This is a genomic window from Sediminibacterium salmoneum NBRC 103935 (genome assembly GCF_000511175.1).
GTDB lineage: Bacteria > Bacteroidota > Bacteroidia > Chitinophagales > Chitinophagaceae > Sediminibacterium > Sediminibacterium salmoneum.
This window is the reverse complement of the sequence record NZ_KI866530.1, coordinates 2,873,089-2,899,964: the sequence shown is the minus strand read 5'-3', so window position 1 is coordinate 2,899,964 and position 26,876 is coordinate 2,873,089. Positions and strand designations below refer to the sequence as shown.

Here is a 26,876-nt window from a genome sequence, read left to right as displayed (position 1 = left end):
TAAGAGTCACCAGTCAGTATTTACTAACAATATAATGAATGAGAAATACTATTTAAGCAACAAAATGGGGTGGTGTGAATATATTAAAAAGAAAGCGCATAAAAAAACAAGCTTACCGAATAATTTCCAACGACTTCCCCTCCCACTTAGGAAATAAGACACTGTTGTTGTTAATGCCTAAGTGCTTATTCGCTACCCCACTAAATACCGATCTGAAATCGGTGGTAACAGGCAGGTCGCGCTGATCTTCCAACTGGTCTTTTGCCAGTGATCCTATTTGATGGTAAACCTTTCCACCTTGTACTGCATTGCCCAAAACAAATGAGCAGCTGGCTCTTCCGTGATCGGTTCCTCCGGTTCCGTTCTGGGCTACGGTTCTGCCAAACTCTGTCATGGTCATCAGGGTTACATCGTCCTGGTAAGCGCTCATATCATTCCAGAATGCCGCGATGCTATCACTAAAGTCACGAACATTGCGAGCGAACACTCCATTCAGGGTGCCCTGATTAAAATGCGTATCCCATCCCCCGTTCTCTGCAAATGCTACTTCTAATCCAATATTCATTTTGATCAGCATGGCAATCTGTTTTAAAGAATTGCCCAAGGGACTATTGGGATATGCAACACCTGCAAGAGGCTTGTAATTTTTAATATCGTTCGGGTTCAGCATTTTCATGGCTTCAAAACTTTCCTTGCCCGCCCGGTTCAACAAACGATTGCTGGTTTGTTCATATAGTTCTTCAAAAGAACCTGCCGTTATATTCGCAGCCATCGGATTACCCTTGGTTTGCAAGGCAAAATCTTCCAGGTTGCTAATTGCTAATGCTTCCTCGTTTCCATATAAACTTCTTGGTAAGGCTCCGGTAATACTAACAGCTCTGAACGGACTAGCATCGTGCCCCATCAATCCTACTGCTCTGTTGAGCCATCCACTAGAAGTGCTTTTACTAAAGGGAGTTCCCGATTCCATATAGTCCTGTGCATCAAAATGGCTGCGTGTGTTATTAGGGCTGCCTACCCCATGTGCAATGGCCAATCGTTTATCTGCAAAAAAAGGCTGTAAAGAAGCAAAGCCTGGATGCAATCCGAATTGTCCATCCAGGTCAAATAGTTTGCCTGAACTATTCGTAGGATCCATAAACAAAGTAGGCCTTGCTTTTTTCAATTCCATATCGGTAAAAGGCGTCACCGCCATAAGTCCATCCATTGCACCTCTTTGAAAAATACAGACCAGCACTTTATTCCTTTTGTAAGGAGCAGGAGGAAGGGCTGCTGCAGCAGCACGGGTAATAAATGCAGGAATCCCTCCTGCAATGCCAGTGGCAAATAGGGCCATGGCCCCTGATCGCATAAATGCTCTTCTGCTGCTCATATTATTTTCTTTGAAATTCTGGTGAACCAATAATGATGCCTACTACTTGCGACAATAAAGTTTTGCTTCCCTTCTCAAGAGAAATTTTTTCTTCTGCAGGATTGGTTTTATTAAGATCCATCATCGTTTCTCCTTGTTTATTGGCAGACAAATCTGAAGCCTTATTAATTTTCTCTTCCACCGCCTCATCGTTCACCAATGGAATCAAGCGCTTAATATTGGCACTATGGTCGCGTTGCGGCAACAACAAATTGCTGTATACATTTAATGCATCTATGGCACTCTCTGGTTCATGGTAATTATTTAAAGCTGCTAAATCCATCCGAACACCGGGGATTTTTTGTGATGCAAATGCCAATCCAAAATTCATTCGATTCAACAAGGATCCGGTATTAATCCAATAAGAAGCCCTGTCGGGAAAACCAGTGGGTGCCTGGTAATAATAAAAACGTTGTCCCATTTTAGTACACCAGTTAAATAATTGAAAAGGCTGAACTATCTGTGCATTGGTAGCCCTAACGGCGCTGATCACTAATTCAAAAGGCGATTTTACTTTTTCATGTGGTGCCGATTTTTTCCAAAAAGAAGGATCATGCACCATGGTGCGCAATACCTCCTTTATATTTCCGCCAGTTGACTGAAAAGTCTTTACCATATTCTTAATCAAAGAAGCAGAAGGTGTATCACTCACAAATCGGGTGGCCAGTTTGGTACAAATGAATTGCGCCGTGGAGGGATGTTCTGCCAACATCGTTAACACATCTATCCCTTCCTGGTAGCCACCATTGGCTGGAAAATTTTTATTTAAAATAGTCTTGGCCTCATTGTCATGCATGCGCGGCCGGAAAAGAAAATTTCCTTGCATCACCGTCCAACCCGTTAAAGCCCTTGCAACTGCGGTAACATCCGCCTGTGTATATCCACCATCCACGCCAAGGGTATGCAATTCCATTACTTCACGGGCATAATTTTCGTTCAGGCCTCTGGCATTTCTCGGTGCATTGTTATACATCCTTGGCGCATTGCGCAGACTCACACTACTGGCATTGTCTAAATATTCCAGCATAGCCGGATGCTTTGCGGTTGCCAATAACAAGTCTTTGAAACTTCCCAGCACATTGGGTCTGATGGCATCTCTTTCGTAAGTATAAATAAATTGCTGACACTGGTTCTTGGTGGCAGATACATTAAAATGATTGAACCAGAAATCCGTTAATACTTCCTGTAATTGATTGTTACTATAGGCTGCTCTCAAAACTTTTTGCACCACCAGTTCGCGATGCAATTCCTGTATGGGCAAATAGCCTTGCTGTTCCATTAATTGTCTTACCTGCGCCCGGTAAGCGGCCTGATCGGCCTGTATGGAATCTCTGTTGAGCAAACCGTTTCGTGTAGCGAGTCGGATTACTTGTCCTGCATTCAGATAACGATTCACGATACTATCGTTATTCAATTGCAGGGATTTGAAATTAGCTAATCGCTTGTCCAACGCAGCATTGGGTTGGTTACCTTCCAGTTGTTGTTCAAACCAGTTGTCTATACCCATTGCCACCACAGCCGCTACCTGCCCGGGTTTGGCGCCAAAACTAAATCTATCTATAAGTCGGGCTGCTGCCTGCGCAGGAGTATAGCCATATTTTTTATAGGGAATTTCATCCGCCGCTTTTGCAGAGAACACCAACAGAAAAAACAAACCCAACCAACCACAGAAAGGCCTTGCAAATTTCATAGCCTGAATTTGCAGTAAGATAGAAAATCAAACCAAAGGTTTAATGCTAGTTGGGTTATTTTTTGGTAGCTACTTTGTATAAAATGCCCGCCATTGCCGTAAAGAATATAGTTCCTAAAACGAAATAGCCATTCTCTGAAAGCAATTCTACCAGATTGTGCTCCTGGCTTACTGCAGCAAGGAATTTCTCACCACCCGAAGAGCCCGCAATAAAGGCAATGACCACACCAGCAACCGCACCACCTGCCACTAATCCAGTAGCAAATAAATTACCCTTACCCAGTTCCTCTTCTTCCGCGCTTATCTGTACATTTTCTTTCTTCTGCTTCATTTCAACTATGCCTCTGATAGCACCTCCTAAAAAGATTGGCAAAGTAGTAGCCAGCGGCAGGTATGCTCCCACCGCAAAACTCAACGACTTAATACCACAAAGTTCCATGGTTACCGCAAGAAATACACCAGCAAACACATATTGCCAATCCAGGTTCTGAGAAAGAATCCCTTTGATTAATGTTGCCATAAGTGTGGCTTGTGGCGCAGGATATTTTTCTGTTCCAATGGCATGGTTAATGCCCTGGCTCAGCATTTCTGTGCTGGGCTTATCTAAAAATTTAACGGTTAATCCTATAACAATAGAAGAAACAATGGCACCCACAAACAAAGCTATCTGCTGATTGCGAGGCGTAGCCCCTACAATGTATCCGCTTTTTAAATCCTGTGAAGTAGCGCCGGCATTGGCTGCTGCAATACAAATCATACCACCCACTACCAATACCAATGGTTCAAAACTTTGACCCGTCCAGCCCACACTTAAGAAAATTAAACTGGTTCCCATAACGGTGGCAATGGTCATACCGCTGATGGGATTATTAGAAGATCCAATCAAGCCAACAATTCTGGAAGATACGGTTACGAAAAGCGCACCGAATAAAATCACCAATATGCCAATCAATAATTTCTGTAAAATGCTATCGCCAGGAACTTGTGGTAAAACAGTAATTAATAAAATCAACCCCACTGCACCCAACCCTACTACTTTCAAGCTTAAATCTCTTTCGGTTCTTGCAATCGAGCCTGCGTTGCCACCACTTTCTGCTTTTAAGGAAGCAACAGAACCCTTTACCGATTTTACAATCGTAGGAATGGTTTTAATTAAAGTGATGATACCACCCGCTGCTACCGTACCCGCTCCAATCTGTCTGATATAAGCATAATAAATGGCAGAAGAATAATCGGCAAATGTATGTGCTACCGGATCCCATCCTCCCTTACCTCCTGCTACTGCAACATCTGCCAGATAGCCCAGTTTTACCAACTGCGCGGCAATTACATCCGGTGGCACCAGGGTAGAAAACAAAGGAATAAATACCAGCCAGCTCAACACCCCGCCTGCTACCAATACGCCCCCAATTTTTGGACCAATAATATAACCCACCCCCAGGTACTCAGGAGTAATTTCACCACTCACTTTAGCAGAAGGAAAAAATTTATTGATCTGCTGCGTAGCATAATAAGGGGTCTCTGCAATTACATGCAATACTTTTTGCAAAAGCGCATATACAAATGCAACTCCCAGTCCCCAGAAAGCCGTCTTGGCAAAATCGCCTCCCTTCTCTCCTGCTTTCAATACATCGCCGCAAGCCGTTCCTTCAGGGTAAGGCAGGTTATCGTGTTCGTTTACTATTAAAGCTTTGCGTAAAGGCACCATCAATAAGGTTCCCAATAATCCCCCTACAATCGAAAGAATCAGAATAGTGAGATAATTAAAATAAGAAGCACTATCCGGTGCGGATAAAAATAAAAATCCAGGTAGGGTAAATGCCACACCCGCTGCAATGCTTTCCCCTGCAGAGCCTGTAGTCTGAATGATATTATTTTCTAAAATGGTGGTCTTTAAGAACTTTCTTCCCAGGGTGATTGCAATCACCGCTATAGGTATAGACGCCGATACGGTTAAGCCTGCTTTCAAAGCCAGGTACACCGTGGCTGCACCAAAAATTACACCGAATAAACTGCCGACCAGAATAGACTTAACCGTTAGTTCCGGCATGTTCGACTCTGGAGCCACAAAGGGTTTGAATTGCTTGGTTGGTTGCGACATAATTGGGGGTATTTAAAATTAATCCATCATTTTTTTCAACTTGCTGGCAATGATAAACAGGATGACTGAAGCCGTTCCTGCCATTACTACAAACATCATAAAATAGTCGTATAAATTGGTAATGGCATAGCCCAGTACATACGTGGTTTTTCCATCGGGATACAAAGCACTCAATACACCTGCTAGTTTATTCGCAAACGCATTCGCGGTAAACCATACTGCCATTAACAAAGAAGCAAATTTTAGTGGTGCCAGCTTATTCACCAGCGATAATCCAATGGGCGACAAACAAAGTTCACCGCTGGTATGCATAAAGTACATGCCTGTCAGCCACATCATACTCACTTTTACACCGGGCTGTACATCCTTTACACCAAAAGCAATCCACAAATAACCCAGTGCCAGCAAAAACAAGCCCATGGCCATTTTCATAGGAGAAGAAGGTTCGCGCTTACCCATTTTCAACCAGAGGAAGGCAAAGACCGGCGCCAATACCACCACAAATGTGGAGTTCAAAGATTGAAAGAAACTGGCAGGCACTACAAAGAAGCCCAGATCTCTGTTGGTTTGCTCTGAAGCAAAAAAGGTAAGGGAGGCTCCTGCCTGCTCAAAAGCACTCCAGAAGAAAATCACAAAGAAAGAGACGGTAAAAATCACCGCTACTTTTTTCTTTTCTAATGACGTCAGGGTTTTATCGGAGAATACAATAAAAGCAATCAGCAGAATACTCGCAATTAACAGATAGAATAAGTAACTGAATATTTTTACGTCGGCATAAATCAAGCCAATACAAATCAATGAAAAGACCAGGAGGGAACCCACAATAAATGCAGGTTTCAAAAACTTAGCAGGAGCATTTTCAGGGGTCAATCCTAAAATTTTTCCCTGCGGATCCAACACGTATTTATTGTGCAAAAACTGCAGGGTGGCTACTCCCAAGAGCATTCCAATCCCCCCGGCTAAAAATGCCCATTTAAAATCGGCGGGATTGCCTGTATCGCCTACCAGTCCACATACAAATGGCCCCAAAGCCCCACCCACATTGATTCCCATGTAGAATATGGTATAGGCTGAGTCAGTTCTGCTATCTCCTTTTGCATACAACTGACCTACCAGGGAAGAAATATTGGGTTTAAAAAATCCATTTCCCGCAATCATGAAACCCAGGCCCGAAAAGAACAGCCAGGCCGATGCATCCGGATTGGAATTGTATAAAGCACCACAAAAAAACAAGATGAATTCTCCAATCGCCATTAAAATACCCCCCATTAAAATGGAGCGCTTATTTCCCCAGTAACGATCGGCCACATAACCTCCCACCAAGGGTGTCAGGTAAATCAGTCCGGTATAACTACCATATAAATTAGAGGCAAATACTTTATCGAACATCAACGCCTTGGTCATGAACAATACCAGGATGGCGCGCATGCCGTAGTAGTTGAAACGTTCCCACATTTCAGTAGCGAACAAAACATAGAGTCCTTTCGGATGGCCAATGGATTTGGTCTTCTCAGTCATAGCAAACATTTTCGTTATTGGCTCAAAATAGTAATAAAAATGAAAGGGATAGGTTATTTTCGCAACCAATTTAGTCTACATGAATATTCTTTTAATAGGGAGCGGAGGACGCGAACATGCATTGGCCTGGAAAATGGCCCAGAGTCATCACTGTGATCAATTATATATCGCACCCGGAAACGCAGGCACAGCAGGGTTTGGCACCAATCTCAACCTTTCGGTTACCGATTTTGAGGCCATCAAAGCAACCTGCATTGAAAAAGAAATTCATATGCTGGTGGTGGGGCCGGAAGAACCACTGGTAAAAGGTATCTACGACTTCTGCAAGAACGATGAAGCTTTGCAACATATCATTGTGGTGGGCCCCTCCAAAGCCGCTGCGCAATTAGAAGGCAGCAAGGCTTTCAGCAAAAAATTCATGGAAAGACAGGGTATTCCAACGGCCAGTTATGCAGAGTTTACGGCAGACAATTTTGAAGCCGGGAAAGCCTATATTCAACAGCATTCCTTGCCGGTAGTGTTGAAAGCAGACGGACTGGCTGCAGGTAAAGGGGTGGTAATTGCCACCACAACCCAGGAAGCACTGGACTGTTTCAGCGAAATGATTCTGCAGAAACAATTCGGGGCTGCCAGCGAAAAAGTAGTGATTGAATCCTTCCTGAAAGGGATTGAAGTAAGTGTTTTTGTATTAACCAACGGCTCGGCCTATCATATTATCGGGCATGCCAAAGATTATAAGCGCATTGGCGAAGGCGATACCGGATTAAATACCGGTGGCATGGGCTGTGTTAGCCCGGTGCCCTTTATGGACGCGGCTTTCATGCAAAAAACCGAAGACCGGATTATACGCCCAACCGTGGAAGGTCTTGCCAAAGAAGGGCTGGAATACCATGGCTTTATCTTCTTTGGCTTAATGAATGTAGGCGGAGAGCCCTTTGTAATTGAGTACAATTGCCGCCTGGGTGATCCTGAAACCGAAGTGGTATTGCCCAGACTGCAAACCGACCTGGTGGCTTTATTCGCGGCCATGGACAATGGCACCCTGGAAGATGCCAATATCAGTTTTGATCCGCGCAGTGCCGCCACTATTATGGCCGTTAGCGGGGGGTATCCGGGTAATTATGCAAAGGGAAAAACCATTGAACTGCCCGCTGCTGCTGAGGTTCCGAAAGATACCCTGGTATTTCATGCCGGAACTATTTCCAGCGGAGAGCAGGTTTTAACAAATGGTGGCAGGGTTTTAGCTGTTACCGCCTATGGAGAAAATATCGGAGATGCCGTTGCCAAATCTAAGCAGACCCTTGAAAAAATAAGTTTCGAGGGAATGTACTACAGAAATGATATTGGCTTTGAATTCCCTTGTTAATTCCACTATTTTCAAGCACCTTTGTACACGTTGCAATTCAAATACTTAAGAACCGAACCATACAATGGGATTATTTAATTTTTTTACACAGGAAATAGCCATGGATCTGGGTACTGCCAATACCCTGATTATTCATAACGACGATGTGGTGGTGAACGAACCATCTATTGTGGCATTGAACCGCAACAACATGAAAGAAGTGTTGGCGGTGGGCAAGAAGGCATTGATGATGCACGAAAAAACACACGAAAGCATCCGCACCATTCGTCCATTAAAAGACGGTGTTATTGCAGACTTTAACGCAGCGGAATTAATGATTCGTGAGTTGATGAAAATGATTTATCCTAAAAAGCCATTGTTCCCTCCAAGCTGGAGAATGGTAATTTGTATACCTTCTTCTATTACGGAAGTTGAAAAGCGTGCGGTAAGAGACAGTGCAGAGCAGGCGGGTGCCAAAGAAGTGTACATGATTCACGAACCCATGGCTGCTGCCTTGGGTATTGGCATTGATGTAGAAGAGCCGGTAGGTAATATGATTATTGATATTGGTGGAGGTACTACAGGTATTACGGTAATTGCTTTAGCAGGTATTGTATGCGATCAGAGTATTCGTATTGCAGGTGATGAATTTACTGCAGACATCATGGAAGCATTAAGAAGATACCATAGCTTATTAATTGGTGAGCGCACTGCTGAACAAATTAAAATTAATGTGGGTGCTGCTATGAAAGATTTAGACAATCCGCCAGATGATATGCCGGTAAATGGCCGTGACCTGGTTACTGGTATTCCCAAACAAATCATGGTAAGCTATCAGGAAATTGCAGAAGCGCTGGATAAAAGTATTTTCAAAATAGAAGAAGCAATTCTGAAAGCATTGGAAACAACGCCTCCTGAATTGGCTGCAGATATTTACCGGAGGGGATTATACCTGACGGGTGGCGGAGCCCTCTTACGCGGATTAGACAAGCGTTTGAGCGCGAAGATTAAACTCCCTGTTCATGTTGCCGACGATCCATTGAAGAGTGTGGTAAGAGGTACAGGACTGGCGCTTAAAAATTATCAGCGTTTTCCATTTATCATGAGATAGAACTGCGAATAGGCATTGAAAAATATTTACCTGTTCATACGGCAATACTTTAATTTCCTCAGCTTTCTGCTGCTGCAAATTCTTTGTATTGTAATGCTAAGTAACTCCAGCAAAACGCACGAGACTTATTTCTCCGGAATTACTTTTGAAGTAACCGGCTATTTCAATAGTCATTATGCCAACCTGCAACAATACTTTCAGCTAAAGGAAACCAATCAGCGGCTGGCTGCTGAAAATTCCCGTTTAAGAAATGCATTGTCAGGCAATTTTATTTCACCCGATACCACGGCTTTACAAATTACCGATACTACTTACAGAGATACGCTGGGCAGAAACAGAAAATTCATTTATCTGCCGGCAAAAGTAATTGGCAACTCTTACACTTTGCAGAACAACTATCTAATGCTCGAAAGAGGAGAAAACCAGGGCATTAAAAAAGGAATGGCCGTTGTAGGTCCCGATGGCATTGTAGGTGTTGTGGTGGATGTTTCAGCCAACCTGAGTAAAGTAATGAGCCTGTTGCACAGAAACAGTAAGGTTTCTGCCATGTTGAAAAAAGACAATACCACCGGTAGCATAGAGTGGGACGGAGCAGATCCTTCCTTGCTGATTTTAAGAAACGTATCTAAAAGTGCCAAAGTGGTACAGGGTGATACGGTTTTAACCAGTAATTATTCTGCCAACTTCCCTTCGCATTTAATGATTGGCAGAGTGGCTTCTATTACCGAAGATCCGGCTACGAATTATTATACACTGAAAATAAAAACCGCTACGAATTTCTTTACCGTTCAGGACGTAGATGTTATTTACAATACCCGATACAACGAACAAATAGAACTGGAAAATCGCAATAAGAATCAATGAGTAATTTGTTAACCAATATATTCAGATTTGCCTTTTTTATTCTGTTACAGGAATTTGTACTGAATAAGATTCCTGCATTGCATCAGTTCATTGTGCCCTCACTCTATTTTTTATACATACTCTGGCTGCCTTTTAAAATGGGTAGATGGGGTGTATTGGTAGTCTCTTTCCTTTTTGGACTTACCATGGATTTCTTTACAGGAACCATGGGCTTACATGCTGCCGCCTGTACATTAATTGGTTATATCCGCCCCTTCCTTTTAAGTTTATTAATTCCCCAGGAAACAACCGAACAGAGTTATGTAGAACCCAGTATCAAAAGCATGGGCTGGGCACCTTTCGGCCTATATGTAGGCTTACTCACTTTTGTACACCATTTTTACCTGGTGCTTTTAGAATGGCTGCAGTTCGGCAGTTTTGGTTATTTTCTGGGTAAAGTGGCGGGCACTACGGGCATCAGTTTACTGCTGATTTTTTTAACCGAGCTTTTATTTAACAGAAAAGCCAAGTACAGAACCAATAGCTAAAATTATTCCTGCAAACAACCCTGCAGATTACTTAATTTCACGCTGTCAAAACCATTGACAGTTTCCTGCATATGTCCGTATTTAATCAAAGCCGTGGAAGGGTTATCCAAATTATTATCGGGGCTGTATTCATAGTCATGACTGCTCAGCTCATTAACCTGCAGATTTTTTCATCACAATACAAACTGGCAGCAGAAAACAATGCCATTTATCGGAAAATTATTTACCCCGACAGAGGAATTATTTTCGATCGCAAAAAAAGAGCGCTACTCGAGAACACCATTAGTTTCGATTTAGTAGTTACCCCGGCAGAATCAAAAGGCACTGATACAGCTACCCTCTGCGCCATTCTGGGTATTGATACTTCGGAATACAAAAAGAGAATGCTGGACGCTATATTTAAAAACACAAGAGTTCGTCCCAGTATTTTCGAACCCCTGTTAACGCCGGATCTCTATGCAAAGCTTACAGAAAACATGTATAAATTTCCTGGCTTTGTGTTGAGTGAACGTTCTGTTAGAACCTATCCCTTTAATACAGCAGCACAACTGCTGGGCTATATTGCTGAAGTAGATACGGCCTATTTAAGAAAGAACAAACACCTGGGATATGAAATGGGCGACTATGCCGGAATGAGTGGACTGGAGAAAACCTATGAGTCGGTACTCATGGGGCAAAGAGGAATTAAAAGATTTATCAGAGACAATAAAAGCCGCATACAGGGACCATACGAAAATGGCATTTTCGATACCATACCTGTTGCAGGCCGCAACCTGTACACCAGCATTGATGTAGAAGTACAACAACTGGCAGAACAATTATTACAGAATAAAATTGGAAGTGCAGTTGCCATTAATCCGCAAACAGGAGGCATTATCAGCATGGTTTCCAGCCCTACTTATAATCCGAATGTACTTACCGGAAATGCCAGAAGAAAAAACTGGGGAAGAATGGTGATGGACACTGCTAAACCCATGTACAATCGCGCCATCAAAGGACAGTATCCTCCCGGTTCTACTTTTAAACCGCTGGGAGCCTTGGTGGCATTGGATCAGGGATTAATAACTTCCGATTATGGTATTGGTTGCTCCGGTGGTTATGGTGCTTGTGGCGGTGTATATGTAAGATGTGAACACGGCAATGCAGGACACGCTGCCAATTTAAGACTGGCACTGGCCAATTCCTGCAACTCCTATTTTTCTGATGTATTCAGAAAAGCACTGGACAATAAAAAATGGGGCAACCCCAATCAGGGCTATTTAAAATGGAAGGAATACATGAATGCTTTTGGTTTGGGAAGAAGACTAGAAGTGGACTTACCCAGTGAAGACAAAGCCAATATTCCAGACACCAGTGTGTACAATCGTTTTTTTGGCGGAGCCAGAAGATGGAACAGTTGCAGCGTGCTTACGCTTGGAATTGGACAGGATAAAATGACGGCTACCCCCTTACAAATGGCCAACCTGATGTGCATCATTGCCAACAAGGGATATTATTATCCTCCGCATTTTGTAGATAGCATAGAGAGTGAAAGTACAGCTGATACGGTGTTGATGAATAAGTACAGAACCAAACATACCGTAACTAATATTTCCGACAGAGACTATCAGGCGGTTAATGATGGTATGCACGATGTAACTGTGTATGGTACGGCTTCTCATATTAAAATACCAGGAGTGGAATATTGTGCCAAAACAGGAACAGCCCAAAACCCTCACGGAAAAAACCACTCTTTGTTTGTAGCATTCGCGCCCAAAGACAATCCAAGAATTGCAGTGGCGGTTGTGGTTGAGAACGGAGGATATGGATCCGTTGCGGCAGGTCCCATTGCGGGATTAATCATAGAGAAATTCCTGAATGACACATTAAGCACTGCAGGTAAAGCTACAGCGGAGAGAATCACCAAAATGGATCTGGTTCCTCAGGCTATTAAAAACTGGTACACGCGAAAAGATGCGGAAAGAGCCGCCCGACTGGCCAAACTGGCATTGGAAGAAGCTGCTGAAAAAGAAGAAGCCGAACCCAACAGAGAAGCCCCTAAAAACAACACCGAAGCTATACTTGAACAAGGAAGCAAGCCGGTTGGCAATAAAAAAGACAGTACGGAAAAATATAAAATCAAAGCTGCTCTGTTAATTTCTGAATCTAAAAAGAAAAAAATGGAGGGCAGAAGACAATGACAAAAAATAAAAGCATTTCACAGGGAATAGACTACCCGGTTATCTGGCTATATGCCTCTTTGGTAGCCATTGGCATTCTATGCATTTTTATGGTTGAATACAGAGAGGGCGTAAATGTTTTCAGTTCCTTTATTGGTGGAAAAACCAATTACAGCAAGCAATTATTTTTTGCTGGATTCTGTGTGCTGGTTGCAACTTTCATCCTCTTAACAGACAGCAAACTCTTTACTGCTTTTGCCAATCTGATGTATGTGTTTGGCCTACTGCTCATGCTGGCCACTTTTGTGATTGGTAAAAATATCAATGGATCTAAAAGCTGGATTCCTTTGGCAGGTGGATTTAACCTGCAACCGGCAGAACTCTGCAAAATATTTACTGCGCTTGCTTTGGCAAAGTTTTTATCGAGACAGGAAATTGATTTCAGCAAACTGAAATACCAGTTAATCGGAGGTGCCATTACACTGGCCCCTGCAGTACTTTCAATTTTACAGCACGAATTAGGACTTGCCCTGGTATATACTTCTTTCTTAATAGCCATGTACCGTGAGGGATTGCCTGCTCAAATTCTGATTATCGGATCTTCCTTTGGCGCACTGGTGATTGCCTCTTTAATTATCGAGCCCAATACCCTGTTGATTGCATTAAGTGTAATTGCCGTATTCATGATTTACATCGCCAGAAGACAGGCAAAAAGAAACAAGGGCGTTATTACCATCATCTTTATTGCCTGGTTAATCAGTGCAGGAACCCAGCGATTCGTTATCCCCTACATCTTTAATAATGTTCTGGAGTGTTACCAAAGTACCCGTATTTACAGCATGGTGGGCAAGGATTACAATTGTTCGGAGAATGTAAAGTCGATGAAGAAACAACAGACGGGAAATGAAAAAGCACCCAGAAAACCAGACGACTACAATGTTCGCCAAAGTAAAATTGCCATTGGCTCCGGAGGCTTTACCGGAAAAGGTTTCCTTAAAGGCACACAAACCCGTGGAAAATATGTACCCGAACAACATACCGATTTCATCTTCACTTCTTTGGGAGAAGCATTCGGATTTTTGGGCTGCTTCTTCTTTCTGATCTTATACATTGCACTCTTATTCAGGATTGTACGAATTGCTGAAAGACAGCGAAGTACTTTCAGCAGGGTTTATGCCTATAGTGTGGTAAGTATTTTCTTTTTCCATATAGCAGTAAATGTAAGCATGACCATTGGCTTGTTTCCAATTGTAGGTATTCCATTACCGTTGATTAGTTACGGAGGTTCTTCCCTGCTTACTTTTACCATTTTGATTTTTATTTTATTAAGACTGGATGCAGACCGCCAGATGGTGCTGCGCTAATTGAATATTATGACCATTATACCTTTATCTGAAGGAAGTTTTACCATTGATAAAACCAAGGTTTTTGTTCCTTTCGACACTACTAAAGAAGAATTAAACAGCAGACCAATCGGAAGTTTACTGGTAGAAATTCAACCCTTTCTTATTATCACATCCAAAGATGTAATCTTAATTGATACAGGTCTGGGGTATAACTTGTCGAATGGGGTTCCTCAGATTTATTATAACCTGGAAAAAGCCGGGTACAACCCCTCACAGGTTACAAAAGTATTGATGAGTCATTTGCACAAAGACCATGCAGGAGGTATTACAACCAGAAACCATAGTACCGGAGAACAATTCATTGCTTTTCCCTATGCTAGTTATTTTGTGCAGAGAAGAGAATTTGAATATGCCATGGGAATTGGCTCTGCCTCTTATGTACAGGAAGACATTGCCATGCTGGAAGAGTTCAGCAAAGTAATCTGGCTTAATGAAGACCAGGGTATCATAGATGGCTACATTGAATACCAGTTAACGGGTGCGCACTCCAAATACCACCAGGTATTTACCATTACAGATGGAAATGAAACCGTCTTTTTTGGCGGAGATGACGCACCACAATTACAGCAAATGAAAAGCAGGTTTGTAGCCAAGTATGATTTCGATGGAAAGAAATGCATGGAGCTTCGCAAACAATGGTGGGAAGAGGGAAAAGAAAAAGGCTGGAAATACCTGTTTTACCATGATATCTCCAGCCCTGTATTTAATCATTCAACCTAATTATTCTAAAGGCTTACAAGAAATCTTTCTTGATTAATTCTTCCGTAAAGATGAATCCCGCTGATTGCGCTCCATCATTCTCTTGCGCAATGCAGGTCTGTCGGGTTTTTGATCCGGACCTTGTGGGCCTTGCGGACGCATTCCACGACGCATCATTTCCTGGCGCATCATGTCGTTGAAATTGCGGTCTAGCTTAAAAACAGTATTTACTCTTTCTTCGCTGTTCAAAACTTTTTTGAAGTCGTTATTGTACTTCTTTCTGATAGAAAGCGCTTGCTCTTCAAATGCCAGTTCTGCATCCTTATTGGCTTCTCTGGCTTTTTTTAAGTCAGCCATATAGCTATTGTGAACGGGCCAGAATTTCTGTGCTTCTTCAGCTGTTAAATTGAGTTTCTGGGTTATAAAAGCTACTTTCAGTGCTTCTACATGTGGAGGTCTGGGGCCTCTGGGTTTGCCAGGAGCACCGGGCATTCTGTCCATTTTACCAGGAGGTGGTGGTTCCTGTGCATGTGCAGCAACAGCCACACTCATTACCATCAAGAAAAGAATCTTTTTCATTTTACTTTTTTTAAAAATTTTCAATTAATCATTCAGATAAAGCTGCAGTTCCTCATCTGATATCTCATCCACAGTTGTTCCGGTTACCCCATCTACCGTGTAGTGGTGTAAACTATTCTCCGATCCTGCCAATGCATTGGCAGATTGCAGATATTCATCTATTGATTCATTAGGCATTTGTTGTACCCAGTCTGTAACATTCAGAGAAGTCAATTCCGCATAATTCATCCCCACTTCGCTTTCCAGTGGCTTCAGTGATTCGTTCATCATTTGCCATCCACCCAAAACCAAAATACCGGTAACAACAGCGGCCGCAGCCAATCGATACCAGTTTGTAGCTTTTTTCATGCTTACCACTGGCGCTTGATTGCCGGGTATTTGAATATTCAATTGTTCAAGATAGCCCGCAGGTACCGTTTGAACAGGCTTCTTGCTGATCCTGTTCAAAAGAGGAGCAATCTCCTCTAGTTCTTGTGCTATGTCTTTTCTGTTTTCCATGTTCGGTATATATGACCAATTACCTGTCAACTGGTTTAATGTGTTTTAATAAATTCTTCAATTTTTTTGGCTGCGTGATGATAACTGGCTTTCAGCGCACCCTCACTCGTATCAAGGATTTTGCTCATTTGCTCATAGCTCATTTCATCGAAATATCTAAGTCCGAATACCAGCTTTTGCTTCTCCGGAAGTTGCTGAATAGCCAGTTGCAATTTCCACTCCAGCTGATTGGCATCAAAGTTGGGATCGGCTTTTACTTGATTTGCATAGGTCTCAGAAATATCATCAAATGAATCGGCCTGTTTTCTGTTTTTCTGCGCCAGAAAACTCAGGCTTTCATTGGTTGCAATTCTGTATAGCCAGGTGTACAACTGACTGTCTTCCCTGAAATTATCCAGGGCATTCCACACCTTAATAAAACTGTTCTGCAATACGTCGTTTACATCATCATGATCCACAACGATGCGCCGGATATGCCAATATAATTTTTCCTGGTATTTCTTAACCAGCTCCGTGAATGCCGAATCTTTTTCAGAAGGGATTTTTAACCGCTTCACCAACGCTGTATCCTGGTTCAAACTTTTACAATTGTATTTTAAGTTAGATAAAAATTGGCGGTATGGGTTTAATGGGCTGAAAAAAATTTGTATATTCAGTTGAATCAATATGAACTCAAAAAAAGCCATACAGTCTTTCAGACAGAATGTTACAGACAAATACACTATCTATAATAGCTTGTTTGCAGCCCTTCCCTTTTCAGGAATCGCCAATGTAGGGGCCTTGCTTCCCATTTTATTGCAAGCCTGTGTAGACGGTTACCAGCAAGGGAAAAGCCCCATGGCTATTATAGATCAGTTCTTTGAACGACATGCCATGGCAGACGATGAAAAGGACAAAATAGGACGTCTTTTTAAATTTGTTCAATACATAGAAAGGCAGGTGGTACTTTTTGATGCAATTGAAGATGCGGCATTCGATTCAGTGAATCAGCTGAACGGAACAGGCAGCCTGAAAGCATTGTACAACGAAGCCTATTTTAAAGGAAAGTTGCCGCTCTTAAAAGAAAAACTACGATCATTTAAGGTTAGGGTTGTTTTAACTGCCCATCCAACACAGTTTTATCCGGGCAATGTGCTGGGTATTATTCATGATTTAGGTGAAGCCATTGCCAGGAATGATTTTGAAACCATTAATCTGTATATACAACAGCTGGGCATCACTCCTTTTTTCAACAAGAAACAACCCACTCCTTTTGATGAAGCCGTCAATCTGATGTGGTACCTGGAGAATATTCTTTACAAGTCTATCGGAAATATCTACAATTTCATTCACGAAGAAATCCTGAACGAAGAAAACAATAACCCCTTTATTGAACTGGGTTTCTGGCCGGGAGGAGACAGAGATGGAAATCCTTTTGTAAATGCAGCCACTACTTTGCAAGTAGCGGAATCACTTAGAAGTGCCATCATTGTATGCTATTACAGAGATATCCGTTCCTTAAAAAGAAGATTAACTTTTGCAGGTGTGGACCAACTGGTTACTCAGCTGGAAGCACAATTGTACGAAAATGTGTTTCGTCCGGAAGAGAGCAGAAGAGTGCAGCAGAAAGAATTACTGGAAAAACTGAACGCCATTAAAGCTTTGGTAATTTCGGAACATCATGGTCTTTACCTGAACAGGATCAATAGCCTGATAAATAAGGTTACCATTTTTGGGACCTGGTTTGCTTCGCTCGATATTAGACAGGATAGCAGAATACATACAGCAGTTATTGCAGACATAAACGAAACACTAAAGAAGCAGGATCAACAAGGAATACTTCCAGATGATTATGCTACTCTAAGTGAGGCCGAAAAAATTAAAGTTTTACTTTCCATAAACAAGGTAATTGAAACCACAGACACAAGCAGCACCATTGCAAAAGATACGGTTGAAAGTATTTTTGCCATTCATTCCATTCAGCAACTGAATGGAGAACAAGGCTGTCATCGCTATATCATCAGCAATTGCCAGTCGGCCCTGAACATGATAGAAGTCTACACGCTTTTTAAGCTTTGCGGTTGGAATATTCAGCAACTTTCGGTAGACATTGTTCCTTTGTTTGAAACCATCGACGATTTAAAAAATGCAGAAGGAATCATGACCTGGCTATACGAACTGCCCCTGTACCAGCAACATATTAAAGCCAGAGGACAGGCGCAGACCATCATGCTAGGATTCAGCGATGGTACCAAAGACGGAGGATACTTGCAGGCCAACTGGAGTATTTATCAGGCAAAGGAAAACCTTACAGGCATTTCAAGAAAATACGGCATCAAGGTTAAATTCTTTGACGGCAGGGGTGGTCCTCCTTCAAGAGGAGGTGGCAAGACCAATAAGTTTTATGCATCCCTGGGGAATGCTATTGAAAACGAAGAAATACAATTGACCATTCAGGGACAAACCATTACTTCTAATTTTGGCACTTTAAAATCGGCCCAGTACAACCTGGAACAACTATTAAGTGCAGGAGTCAGCAATACCGTATTTGCAGAGAACAGAAAAGATATCAGGGCTGAAAACAAAAACTTATTGGAAGAGCTTGGTAAAATAAGTCACGAAGTATATCAGTCTTTTAAAAAACATCCTCAGTTTCTTCCCTACATGCAGCAATTCAGCCCGCTGAACTATTACAGCAAATCGAATATTGCCAGCAGGCCCGGCAAAAGAGGCAATTCCACTCAGCTGGTTTTTGAAGACCTCAGGGCCATTCCCTTTGTAGGAAGCTGGAGTCAGTTAAAACAAAATGTTCCCGGATATTTTGGAGTGGGTACGGCACTACAGAAAATGAAAGAAGCGGGCAGGTGGGATGAAGTGAAAACACTTTTTAATGAAGTGGCGTTTTTCAGAACCCTGATCGACAATAGCATGATGAGCATGTTGAAATCCTTTTTCCCCTTAACCGCCTGTATTCAGGAAGATGCCACTTATGGGCCCATCTGGAAATTAATTAAAGAAGAATACGACCTTACACAGGCATTGGTACTTGAATTGTCCGGCAATCAATTGCTGATGGAAGAAGATGCAACAGGCAGGGCTTCTATTTTGATGCGCGATAAAATTGTACTTCCCTTGCTTACCATTCAGCAGTATTCACTGCATCAGTTAAAAAAAGACACCCTTTCTGCAGAAGAAAAAGCCAATTACGAAAAATTAGTAACCCGGTCTATGTTTGGCATTATTAATGCGGCCAGAAACTCTGCATAATCAATTGTCTTTCCATTGCCACAAATGCATACAGGCATAGGTTTGATAGGGAGACCATTTCTGAGCAATGCTTTGCATGGCGCTTTTCATGGCTTTTTTATCGGCAGGGTCTAATTTGTATAATTTGCACATAGCCTGTTGTATGCCTAAGTCGTCCACCGCAAATACATCTTCTCTTCCCAACGTAAACATCAATAACATTTCTACCGTCCATCTTCCAACTCCTTTAATTTGCACCAGCAAATTAATGATTGCCTCATTGTCCATTTTAGCCAGAGTTTTATCGGTGATGGAATGTTCAAGGCAAAAGGCTGCTACATTTTTTACATATCCAACTTTTGCATTGCTTAATCCGATGCCTCTCAATTTTTCATCCGGAGTTTTCAGAACAACTGACAATTCAGGATCCTTACCATTGTACAAATCCAGAAACCGCTGGTAAATAACTGCTGCTACTTTCGTGCTCAGCTGCTGGCTCATGATGCTTGCCATTAATCGTACCGGAACATTCTTTCGTTTTGATATTGTTAAATAGCCTGCCTGCAGCAAAGGTTTTAATTTTTTATCCTTTTGCAAATGTTTCAGATACTCCATTCAAGAAAGTTAGTTAATTTACTATTGACTAATGCTGAAAAATGACAAAGAAACTCGCTTTATTAACCCTACTTATTCTTAGTGTTTATGGTTTCAGCTTTGCACAGGCAGGCCCGGAAAAACAAATCAGAAAAATGCTAGCAGAACAAACAGCTGCCTGGAACCGTGGAGACCTTGACGCTTTTATGAAGGGCTACTGGAAAAACGACAGTCTTTTATTTGTTGGAAAAAACGGTCCCACTTATGGTTATACCAATACCTTGAACAATTACAAAAAGAACTATCCAAATAAGGATTATATGGGTAGCCTGATGTTTACCCTTCTAGAGGTAAAACCCTTGGCAAAGCAATTGTGGATGGTTTTAGGCAAATGGGAACTCACCAGAAATGCAGGTAATGTAAGCGGGCACTATACCCTGCTGTTTAAAAAGATAAACGGCGAATGGGTTATTATTATGGATCATAGCAGTTAGAACGAGCAATAACAATTACATCCGGTTGCCCAAAAAGGTTAGCGCTCAAAATGAATGGGCTTACTCCAAAGCTTGATCAGCCAGCGCATGAGGAAGAAAAAACTGATGATAAACCAGCAGTAGAAAACAATATTACCGGTAGTAATGGTATCGTGAAAAAAAGCATGGTCGTACATAATGCCTGCCGTGGAATTAATGGCCAGCCATAATAAGCCCACAGAAATGGTGTTTACAATACGTAACAGATATTCTCTTACCCCTGGTTCCAAAATGTTTTTATTGTATTACAACTGATTAAGGATTTTGTTCTTCCTAATCAAAGCTTTGGTTGCTGGCTGCTGCTAATTTCAATATCCGGTCGAATTGCGCCGGCGTTAAATCGTTATAAAAGAAGTAAATGGGATCCAGCGGAGTTCCATTTTTATGAACTTCATAATGCAGATGCGGGCCAGTACTTTTACCGGTAGACCCAACATATCCAATTACTTCGCCTCTTTTAATACGGGCTCCCACCCTGGCTTTAATCCGAACCATATGGGCGTACAAAGTTTCGTAACCAAACCCATGATTTACCACAACCCTGTTTCCGTAACCGCCGGTATTAAATCCGGCGTCTTTAATCACCCCGTCTGCCGCCGCATAAATAGGAGTACCGATAGGTGCTGTAAAATCAAGACCAGCATGCAGTCTCCGGTCTTTATAGATGGGGTCAATACGATAGCCAAAACCAGAAGCCACTCTGTTCAAATTTCTGTTGCTAATGGGTTGAATAGAAGGAATGGCAGCAACTAGTTTTTCCTTGTTCTTCACCATATTTTCTATGGCATTGAAAGATTTTACCTGATAAGCCATTCGCAAACTCAGATTGTTCAGCTGGGCTGCCATACTGGTTACCAGTTCAGTTTCACCCATGCTCTGCACCAATTGCACTTCTTTCTTTTTCTCCATTTCTTTTACCCTGGCACTGTCTGGAATGGGGCTCGATTCAAATATGGAACGGTACACATAATTGTCCCGGTTGGCAATTTCGTCCATCTGAAGCTGCAATTGCTTGATTCGCTCTTCCATCACCCGGTAATTCTGCTTTAAATCGTCGTTTTGCTGCCTTAATAGTTTCTCTTTCGGGGAATCAATGTAGCGGAAAGTAATGGCAAAAATGAGGATCCCGGTAACAATAGATGCGGCTATATATCCAAATACCTGAAGCAACCTTACCCTTAGGGGGGTGGTTAGCTTCTCAAAGCGCATATTATGTGTATTATAGTAGTATTTTACCTTTTTCATGATCGGTTTTCAGCCCCTTAAATCCGTACCTTTGCCGTCTTAATTAACAACAAAGATAGTTTCTACAGCCTGAATGGCATATAAAAAGTAATTCATCATGACGAGTGCCGAAATTCGCCAGCAATTCCTGGATTTTTTTGCTTCCAAACAGCATCAGATTGTACCCTCTGCTCCTATTGTGGTAAAGAACGACCCTACCCTCTTGTTTACCAATGCGGGTATGAATCAGTTTAAAGACTATTTTCTGGGAAACAGCCAACCGAGTAGTTCCAGAATTGCAGATACCCAAAAATGTTTACGAGTGAGTGGCAAGCACAACGACCTGGAAGAAGTGGGGGTAGACACTTATCATCATACCATGTTCGAAATGCTGGGTAACTGGAGCTTTGGTGATTATTTTAAAGCAGAAGCCATTGCCTGGAGCTGGGAACTATTAACTGAAGTGTATAAGTTGCCGAAAGACCGCTTATATGTAACCGTTTTTGAAGGAGATCCTGCAGAAGGAATTCCTGCTTCAACCCTTGCATTGGCAGAGTGGAAAAAACTGGTGGCTCCCGATCATATTGTTTACGGAAATAAGAAGGATAACTTCTGGGAAATGGGCGACACAGGCCCCTGCGGACCTTGTTCTGAAATACATGTAGACTGCCGATCAGAAGAAGAAATTGCAAAAGTTCCGGGAAGAGATCTGGTAAATAAAGACCATCCTCAGGTAATTGAAATCTGGAACAATGTATTCATTCAATACAACCGTTTAAAAGATGGCTCCCTGGTTGAACTGCCTGCCAGACACGTAGACACAGGCATGGGCTTTGAAAGACTGGTAAGAGTAATTCAGGGCAAACAGAGCAACTACGATACCGATGTATTCACCGGAACCTTCAGAGCTATTGAAAAAATAACCGGTAATACATACGATCAGTCGGATTCAAAAGAAGCCATTGCTTTCAGGGTAATTGCCGACCATATTCGTGCGATTGGATTTACCATTGCCGATGGTCAGCTACCTTCCAATACAGGAGCAGGTTATGTAATCAGAAGAATTTTAAGAAGAGCTGTAAGGTATTATTATTCTTATCTGAATTACAAACAGCCCTTATTGTTTCAATTGATTCCTGTTATTGCAGAACAGTTTAAAAATGTGTTCCCGGAACTGCATCAGCAACTCGACTTTGTTTGCAAAGTAGTAAAAGAAGAAGAAGATGCATTCCTGAAAACCCTCGACAAAGGGTTGAAAAGAATGGATGATATTATTAAAAACAGCGGAGCGGTAATAGATGGCAAAGCTGCTTTTGAATTGTTCGACACTTTTGGTTTCCCGATTGACCTTACCCGATTAATTGCTACAGAAAATAATAAATCAATTGACGAGCAGGGCTTTGAAAAGGAAATGCAGGAACAAAAAAACAGAAGCCGTGCCGCTACCACTTTGGATACGGAAGATTGGGTAGAAATATCAACCGAACAAGGAAATGGATTTGTTGGTTACACCGAATTGAGTACAACAAGCAAAATAACCCGATACAGAAAAATCAGTGCCAAAGGAAAAACACAATTCCAATTGGTATTAAACACTACCCCATTCTATGCAGAGAGTGGAGGTCAGGTAGGCGATACCGGGAAATTAGTTTTCAGTAACGATACAATCGCAGTAACCAATACCAAGAAAGAGAACGACCTGATTGTACATTTTGTAGATCAGCTGCCTTTGAATCCTTCAGCTGAATTTACGGCTGAAGTAGACGCAGCAAAAAGATTGTTTACCTGTTATAACCACACTGCTACCCATTTATTGCATGCTGCATTAAGACAGGTTTTGGGAACACATGTGGCTCAGAAAGGGTCGTTGGTTAATGAAGACAATCTTCGTTTCGACTTCTCTCACTTTGCCAGATTAACAGAAGAAGAAATTATTGCGGTTGAAAATATAGTGAATACAAAAATCAGAGAAAACATTCCTGTAGTAATCAAGGAAATGTCTAAGGACGAGGCTTTGCAATTAGGTGCAATGGCTTTGTTTGGAGAAAAATACGGAGATCGCGTGAGAGTGGTAATTGCAGACCCAACTTACTCGGTGGAGCTTTGCGGAGGAACCCATGTTGCTTCTACCGGAATGATTGGATTAATGAAAATAAATGCTGAGTCTGCAGTAGCAGCCGGAGTAAGAAGAATTGAGGCATTAACCGGAAAAGCAGCATTTGATTATTTGTCCGCTCAAAACGAGACTTTAAAGCAGATAGGCAATGTTTTAAAATCACAGGATGTACTCAAGTCTATTGAAAAACTTGTTGCGGAAAAACAGGAACTCGAGAAAAAACTGGAGAGCCTGGAAGCCAAACAATTACAATCCCTCAAGTCTGAATTAATACAAAAAATTAAAACTTACCCATCTGGTAATGGCCAGTTTATTGGAGAAGTATTGCAAGTGAGCAGCCCTGATCATTTAAAGAAAATCTGCTTCGACTTAAAAGCAGATCTGGGCGAAAATTATGTGGTGGTGTTATGCGCCAACATTGCAGGCAAAGCTGCCGTTTGCATTTTACTAAGTGATAATGTTGTTGCACAAAAAGGATTGGAAGCTCCGCATTTAATAAAACAATACGCAACCCCTTTAATCAAGGGTGGTGGCGGCGGTCAGAAAACCCTGGCAACTGCTGGTGGTCAGGATGCATCTAATTTGTCAACACTGATCCAACAAATTTATTCACTGCTATAATGGGTTATCCAGAGAAATACCAGGCAGTGATTGGCCTTGAAATTCACGCACAACTGGCCACGAAAAGCAAGTTGTTCAGTGGAGACAGCACGGCTTTCGGAAACACACCCAATACGCAGGTGAGTCCGATTTCTCTGGCATTTCCCGGCAGCCTCCCCAGGCTGAATAAGGAAGCAGTAACCATGGCGGTTAAAATGGGACTGGCTTGTAACTGTACCATTGCAGAAGAAAGTTTTTTTGCAAGAAAAAATTATTTCTATCCGGATTTGCCCAAGGGATATCAGATTTCTCAACATACACATCCTATATGCATGGGGGGACATATTCCTATTAAATCCGATGAAGGAAAAAGAATGGTGCAGTTAAACCGGATACACCTGGAAGAAGATGCAGGCAAAAGTATTCACGATATATTAGATGCTGATTCCTGCATTGACTTAAACAGAGCAGGTACTCCACTCATTGAAATTGTAACTGAACCCGATTTGTTTTCAGCAGAAGAAGCCTGGCAATATGTAACCGAAATCAGGAAACTGGTAAGATGGATTGGCGTTTGTGACGGTAATATGGAAGAAGGGAGCTTGAGATGCGATGCCAATATTTCTGTGAAATTAAAAGATTCGGAAAAACTGGGAACCAAGGTTGAAGTTAAAAACCTGAACTCCATCCGGAATATCAAAAAAGCCATTGAGTTCGAAATCAACCGAATCATCAACGAACTGGAAGCCGGAAATAAAATTATACAGGAAACAAGAAGCTATGATGCAGACAAGGATATTACCTTTAGTTTGCGCGAAAAGGAGGAAGCCAACGACTACCGGTATTTTCCTGACCCTGATTTGCCGCCTATTATCCTTACGAAAGAAAAGATTGCAGACATTAGAAACAGTCTGCCGTTATTGCCCAACGAATGGCATGCAGTTCTTCAGCATAACTACCAATTGAACGAGTACGACGCTTCTCAGTTATGCGAAGAAAAATCAATAGCTGAATTTTTTGAAGCTACTGCAAATGTATGCCCGCAATATAAAATGATTGCCAACTGGATTCTTGGACCTGTAAAACAGCTGATGAACGAACAGCAAAAAACCATTGCCGAACTAGGGTTGAGTCCAGGGAATCTGGCAGAAATGATTCAGTTAATTGAATCAGGGAAAATTAATTTCTCAACAGCAGCATCCAAACTTTTGCCCGCCCTTTTACACAATGAATCAGATCCGGAACAACTGGCTAATTCACTGAATCTGCTGCAAACCAGCAACACTGCTGAATTAGAGGAATGGGTAAATAAAGCCATAGAAATGATGCCCGATAAAGTGCAGGCTTATCAGAAAGGCAAAAAAGGATTGATTGGTTTGTTTGTAGGAGAAGTAAAAAAATTGAGTAAGGGAAAAGCCGATCCAAAAATCGTTACCCAACTACTGGAACAAAAATTAAACGCATAAAATTCCATTATGAAAAAATCCATTTACCTCTTATTGGGGACTGGACTACTGCTAAGTGCCTGTAGTCAGGAAAAAAAATATGGTGAGTTTACCGTAAAGGGTACCATTAAAAACGCCATTACCCCTAAAGTCTATTTACAGGAACTGCCTTATGGAGGAGACCAGCCTGTTATTCTTGATTCTGCCAGCCTGCCTGCAGATGGCAAGTTCAGTTTAAAAGGAATTGCGAAAGAAGAAGGTTTGTACCGACTGGTGTTGGAGAATGGTCCGGATGTATTAATTGTAAACGACAACAATGAAATTGAAGTGGACCTGGATGTAACCAGATACAGAGTGTATGAGGTTAAAAACTCTCCGGCTTCCGCAGCCATGCATACCCTTTTTGAGGATTACAGAAAAAAAGATTCTGCATTGTATGCTGTATTCATGGAGCTGGATTCTCTAAAGGCTCAACCCAATACCGATTCTCTGGTGAAAGTAATGCAGGTAAACAGAGATGGCAAAGTGAAGGAAATGAACGGAATGGTTAGAAAATTTATCAATGAAAGCGAAAGCCCTGCTGCCCGATATTATGCATTGGGTATGGCTTCCAGAACCATGACACCCGACGAATTAAAAGCCCTGGTAAATGAATCTGCCGAAAAATACAAATCTCATTCCGGCTTAAATAAAATCAAAGCAATGCTCGACGCTAGTGCTAAACAGCAACCTGCAGCACCACCTGCTTATGCTTTATTGGGCAAAGACGCACCAGAAATTACCCTACCCGATTTAGATGGCAAACCCTTCTCTTTAAGTAGTCTGAAAGGAAAATATGTATTGGTAGATTTCTGGGCCAGCTGGTGTGGTCCTTGCAGAAAGGAGAACCCAAATGTAGTAGCTGCATTTAATCAGTTCAAAAAGAAAAACTTTACCATCCTGGGTGTTTCACTAGACAACGATAAGCAGGCCTGGTTAGATGCCATTAAAATGGATAAGTTAAACTGGAAGCATATCAGCGATTTAAAACAATGGGAAAGCGAAATGCCTAACCTATATCAGTTCAACGCTATACCTTTTAATGTTTTAATTAATCCTGAAGGAAAAATAATTGCTTCTGATTTAAGAGGTAATCAATTGTTTAAGACCTTAGAAGAGCTATTGAAATAATCTGATTATTTCAATTCTGTCCCTTGCTGTACCAAGAAAGTTAAAGTGCAGGTTTCTATAC

General features: G+C 41.9%; 22 protein-coding genes. 12 read left to right on the top strand and 10 right to left on the bottom strand.

Going from position 1 to position 26,876, the window contains the following annotated elements; translation table 11 throughout:
• Positions 1-112 precede the first annotated feature (112 nt).
• The 4 genes from P767_RS0113465 to P767_RS0113450 are packed head-to-tail and all read right to left on the bottom strand — an operon-like array spanning position 113 to position 6,720.
• Positions 113-1,372, bottom strand: a complete 1,260-nt coding sequence (locus P767_RS0113465; RefSeq protein WP_026764941.1) for a DUF1501 domain-containing protein — start codon at positions 1,370-1,372, stop codon at positions 113-115.
• A gap of 1 nt (position 1,373) precedes the next feature.
• On the bottom strand, positions 1,374-3,101 hold the full coding sequence (locus P767_RS0113460; RefSeq protein WP_026764940.1) for a DUF1800 domain-containing protein: 1,728 nt from the start codon (positions 3,099-3,101) through the stop codon (positions 1,374-1,376).
• Between the two features lie 55 nt (positions 3,102-3,156).
• Positions 3,157-5,202 carry an OPT family oligopeptide transporter gene (locus P767_RS0113455; protein ID WP_026764939.1) on the bottom strand — a complete coding sequence of 682 codons (2,046 nt, stop codon included), beginning with the start codon at positions 5,200-5,202 and terminating at the stop codon, positions 3,157-3,159.
• 18 nt (positions 5,203-5,220) lie between these two features.
• Positions 5,221-6,720: a peptide MFS transporter gene (locus tag P767_RS0113450; protein ID WP_026764938.1), complete on the bottom strand. Its 1,500-nt coding sequence runs from the start codon at positions 6,718-6,720 to the stop codon at positions 5,221-5,223.
• Between the two features lie 79 nt (positions 6,721-6,799).
• On the opposite strand from P767_RS0113450, the gene purD reads away from it, so the two are divergent.
• The 7 genes from purD to P767_RS0113415 all read left to right on the top strand — a co-directional run bounded on the left by purD (position 6,800) and on the right by P767_RS0113415 (position 14,852).
• Positions 6,800-8,086, top strand: coding sequence for a phosphoribosylamine--glycine ligase (purD, locus tag P767_RS0113445; protein WP_026764937.1), 1,287 nt, complete (start codon positions 6,800-6,802; stop codon positions 8,084-8,086).
• Between the two features lie 64 nt (positions 8,087-8,150).
• Positions 8,151-9,176 (top strand): rod shape-determining protein, encoded by a 1,026-nt coding sequence (locus P767_RS0113440; RefSeq protein WP_026750259.1) that lies wholly within the window; start codon positions 8,151-8,153, stop codon positions 9,174-9,176.
• 15 nt (positions 9,177-9,191) lie between these two features.
• Complete coding sequence (gene mreC / locus P767_RS0113435) at positions 9,192-10,040, top strand: rod shape-determining protein MreC (protein ID WP_026764936.1); 849 nt, start codon at positions 9,192-9,194, stop codon at positions 10,038-10,040.
• Positions 10,037-10,567 carry a rod shape-determining protein MreD gene (locus tag P767_RS0113430; RefSeq protein WP_026764935.1) on the top strand — a complete coding sequence of 177 codons (531 nt, stop codon included), beginning with the start codon at positions 10,037-10,039 and terminating at the stop codon, positions 10,565-10,567. Before mreC ends, P767_RS0113430 begins: the two co-directional genes overlap by 4 nt.
• A 71-nt stretch (positions 10,568-10,638) precedes the next feature.
• On the top strand, positions 10,639-12,747 hold the full coding sequence (gene mrdA, locus P767_RS0113425; RefSeq protein ID WP_026764934.1) for a penicillin-binding protein 2: 2,109 nt from the start codon (positions 10,639-10,641) through the stop codon (positions 12,745-12,747).
• Positions 12,744-14,090 (top strand): rod shape-determining protein RodA, encoded by a 1,347-nt coding sequence (gene rodA / locus P767_RS0113420; RefSeq protein WP_026764933.1) that lies wholly within the window; start codon positions 12,744-12,746, stop codon positions 14,088-14,090. Before mrdA ends, rodA begins: the two co-directional genes overlap by 4 nt.
• 9 nt (positions 14,091-14,099) lie before the next feature.
• Positions 14,100-14,852, top strand: coding sequence for an MBL fold metallo-hydrolase (locus P767_RS0113415; RefSeq protein WP_026764932.1), 753 nt, complete (start codon positions 14,100-14,102; stop codon positions 14,850-14,852).
• Between the two features lie 33 nt (positions 14,853-14,885).
• Here P767_RS0113415 and P767_RS0113410 read toward each other — a convergent pair whose 3' ends face one another.
• The 3 genes from P767_RS0113410 to P767_RS0113400 are packed head-to-tail and all read right to left on the bottom strand — an operon-like array spanning position 14,886 to position 16,486.
• Complete coding sequence (locus P767_RS0113410) at positions 14,886-15,410, bottom strand: hypothetical protein (RefSeq protein WP_157611538.1); 525 nt, start codon at positions 15,408-15,410, stop codon at positions 14,886-14,888.
• 24 nt (positions 15,411-15,434) lie between these two features.
• Positions 15,435-15,908: a hypothetical protein gene (locus tag P767_RS0113405; RefSeq protein WP_026764930.1), complete on the bottom strand. Its 474-nt coding sequence runs from the start codon at positions 15,906-15,908 to the stop codon at positions 15,435-15,437.
• Positions 15,909-15,943: 35 nt separating this feature from the next.
• Entirely contained in the window at positions 15,944-16,486 is a 543-nt protein-coding gene (locus P767_RS0113400; RefSeq protein WP_037352806.1) for an RNA polymerase sigma factor, read from the bottom strand.
• Between the two features lie 88 nt (positions 16,487-16,574).
• Between P767_RS0113400 and P767_RS0113395 the strand changes: the two genes are divergently transcribed.
• On the top strand, positions 16,575-19,154 hold the full coding sequence (locus P767_RS0113395) for a phosphoenolpyruvate carboxylase (RefSeq protein ID WP_026764928.1): 2,580 nt from the start codon (positions 16,575-16,577) through the stop codon (positions 19,152-19,154).
• Here the strand turns inward: P767_RS0113395 and P767_RS0113390 are convergent, their stop codons facing one another.
• Positions 19,155-19,748, bottom strand: a complete 594-nt coding sequence (locus tag P767_RS0113390) for a DNA-3-methyladenine glycosylase family protein (RefSeq protein WP_026764927.1) — start codon at positions 19,746-19,748, stop codon at positions 19,155-19,157. It lies immediately after the preceding gene.
• A gap of 41 nt (positions 19,749-19,789) precedes the next feature.
• On the opposite strand from P767_RS0113390, the gene P767_RS0113385 reads away from it, so the two are divergent.
• Positions 19,790-20,221 carry a YybH family protein gene (locus P767_RS0113385; protein WP_026764926.1) on the top strand — a complete coding sequence of 144 codons (432 nt, stop codon included), beginning with the start codon at positions 19,790-19,792 and terminating at the stop codon, positions 20,219-20,221.
• A 38-nt stretch (positions 20,222-20,259) separates the two neighbouring features.
• Here the strand turns inward: P767_RS0113385 and P767_RS0113380 are convergent, their stop codons facing one another.
• Positions 20,260-20,490, bottom strand: a complete 231-nt coding sequence (locus P767_RS0113380) for a hypothetical protein (RefSeq protein WP_026764925.1) — start codon at positions 20,488-20,490, stop codon at positions 20,260-20,262.
• 43 nt (positions 20,491-20,533) lie between these two features.
• Positions 20,534-21,505, bottom strand: a complete 972-nt coding sequence (locus P767_RS0113375; RefSeq protein ID WP_026764924.1) for a M23 family metallopeptidase — start codon at positions 21,503-21,505, stop codon at positions 20,534-20,536.
• Between the two features lie 97 nt (positions 21,506-21,602).
• On the opposite strand from P767_RS0113375, the gene alaS reads away from it, so the two are divergent.
• Genes alaS through P767_RS17780 form a run of 3 tightly spaced genes read left to right on the top strand, consistent with a single transcriptional unit; the run spans position 21,603 to position 26,815 of the window.
• Entirely contained in the window at positions 21,603-24,221 is a 2,619-nt protein-coding gene (gene alaS, locus P767_RS0113370; protein ID WP_026764923.1) for an alanine--tRNA ligase, read from the top strand.
• Positions 24,221-25,666: an Asp-tRNA(Asn)/Glu-tRNA(Gln) amidotransferase subunit GatB gene (gene gatB / locus P767_RS0113365; protein WP_026764922.1), complete on the top strand. Its 1,446-nt coding sequence runs from the start codon at positions 24,221-24,223 to the stop codon at positions 25,664-25,666. Before alaS ends, gatB begins: the two co-directional genes overlap by 1 nt.
• 9 nt (positions 25,667-25,675) lie before the next feature.
• Positions 25,676-26,815: a TlpA disulfide reductase family protein gene (locus P767_RS17780; RefSeq protein ID WP_051417361.1), complete on the top strand. Its 1,140-nt coding sequence runs from the start codon at positions 25,676-25,678 to the stop codon at positions 26,813-26,815.
• Positions 26,816-26,876 lie beyond the last annotated feature (61 nt).

Bases quoted from the DNA above. Each gene is read 5' to 3' on its own strand.
- P767_RS0113450 (WP_026764938.1), bottom strand. From the start codon at position 6,720: ATGACTGAGAAGACCAAATCCATTGGCCATCCGAAAGGACTCTATGTT.
- P767_RS0113460 (WP_026764940.1), bottom strand. From the start codon at position 3,101: ATGAAATTTGCAAGGCCTTTCTGTGGTTGGTTGGGTTTGTTTTTTCTG.
- gatB (WP_026764922.1), top strand. From the start codon at position 24,221: ATGGGTTATCCAGAGAAATACCAGGCAGTGATTGGCCTTGAAATTCAC.
- P767_RS0113455 (WP_026764939.1), bottom strand. From the start codon at position 5,202: ATGTCGCAACCAACCAAGCAATTCAAACCCTTTGTGGCTCCAGAGTCG.
- P767_RS0113410 (WP_157611538.1), bottom strand. From the start codon at position 15,410: ATGAAAAAGATTCTTTTCTTGATGGTAATGAGTGTGGCTGTTGCTGCA.
- alaS (WP_026764923.1), top strand. From the start codon at position 21,603: ATGACGAGTGCCGAAATTCGCCAGCAATTCCTGGATTTTTTTGCTTCC.
- rodA (WP_026764933.1), top strand. From the start codon at position 12,744: ATGACAAAAAATAAAAGCATTTCACAGGGAATAGACTACCCGGTTATC.
- mrdA (WP_026764934.1), top strand. From the start codon at position 10,639: ATGTCCGTATTTAATCAAAGCCGTGGAAGGGTTATCCAAATTATTATC.
- P767_RS0113385 (WP_026764926.1), top strand. From the start codon at position 19,790: ATGACAAAGAAACTCGCTTTATTAACCCTACTTATTCTTAGTGTTTAT.
- P767_RS0113440 (WP_026750259.1), top strand. From the start codon at position 8,151: ATGGGATTATTTAATTTTTTTACACAGGAAATAGCCATGGATCTGGGT.
- P767_RS0113375 (WP_026764924.1), bottom strand. From the start codon at position 21,505: ATGAAAAAGGTAAAATACTACTATAATACACATAATATGCGCTTTGAG.
- P767_RS17780 (WP_051417361.1), top strand. From the start codon at position 25,676: ATGAAAAAATCCATTTACCTCTTATTGGGGACTGGACTACTGCTAAGT.
- P767_RS0113430 (WP_026764935.1), top strand. From the start codon at position 10,037: ATGAGTAATTTGTTAACCAATATATTCAGATTTGCCTTTTTTATTCTG.
- P767_RS0113405 (WP_026764930.1), bottom strand. From the start codon at position 15,908: ATGGAAAACAGAAAAGACATAGCACAAGAACTAGAGGAGATTGCTCCT.
- P767_RS0113465 (WP_026764941.1), bottom strand. From the start codon at position 1,372: ATGAGCAGCAGAAGAGCATTTATGCGATCAGGGGCCATGGCCCTATTT.
- P767_RS0113395 (WP_026764928.1), top strand. From the start codon at position 16,575: ATGAACTCAAAAAAAGCCATACAGTCTTTCAGACAGAATGTTACAGAC.
- P767_RS0113390 (WP_026764927.1), bottom strand. From the start codon at position 19,748: ATGGAGTATCTGAAACATTTGCAAAAGGATAAAAAATTAAAACCTTTG.
- purD (WP_026764937.1), top strand. From the start codon at position 6,800: ATGAATATTCTTTTAATAGGGAGCGGAGGACGCGAACATGCATTGGCC.
- P767_RS0113415 (WP_026764932.1), top strand. From the start codon at position 14,100: ATGACCATTATACCTTTATCTGAAGGAAGTTTTACCATTGATAAAACC.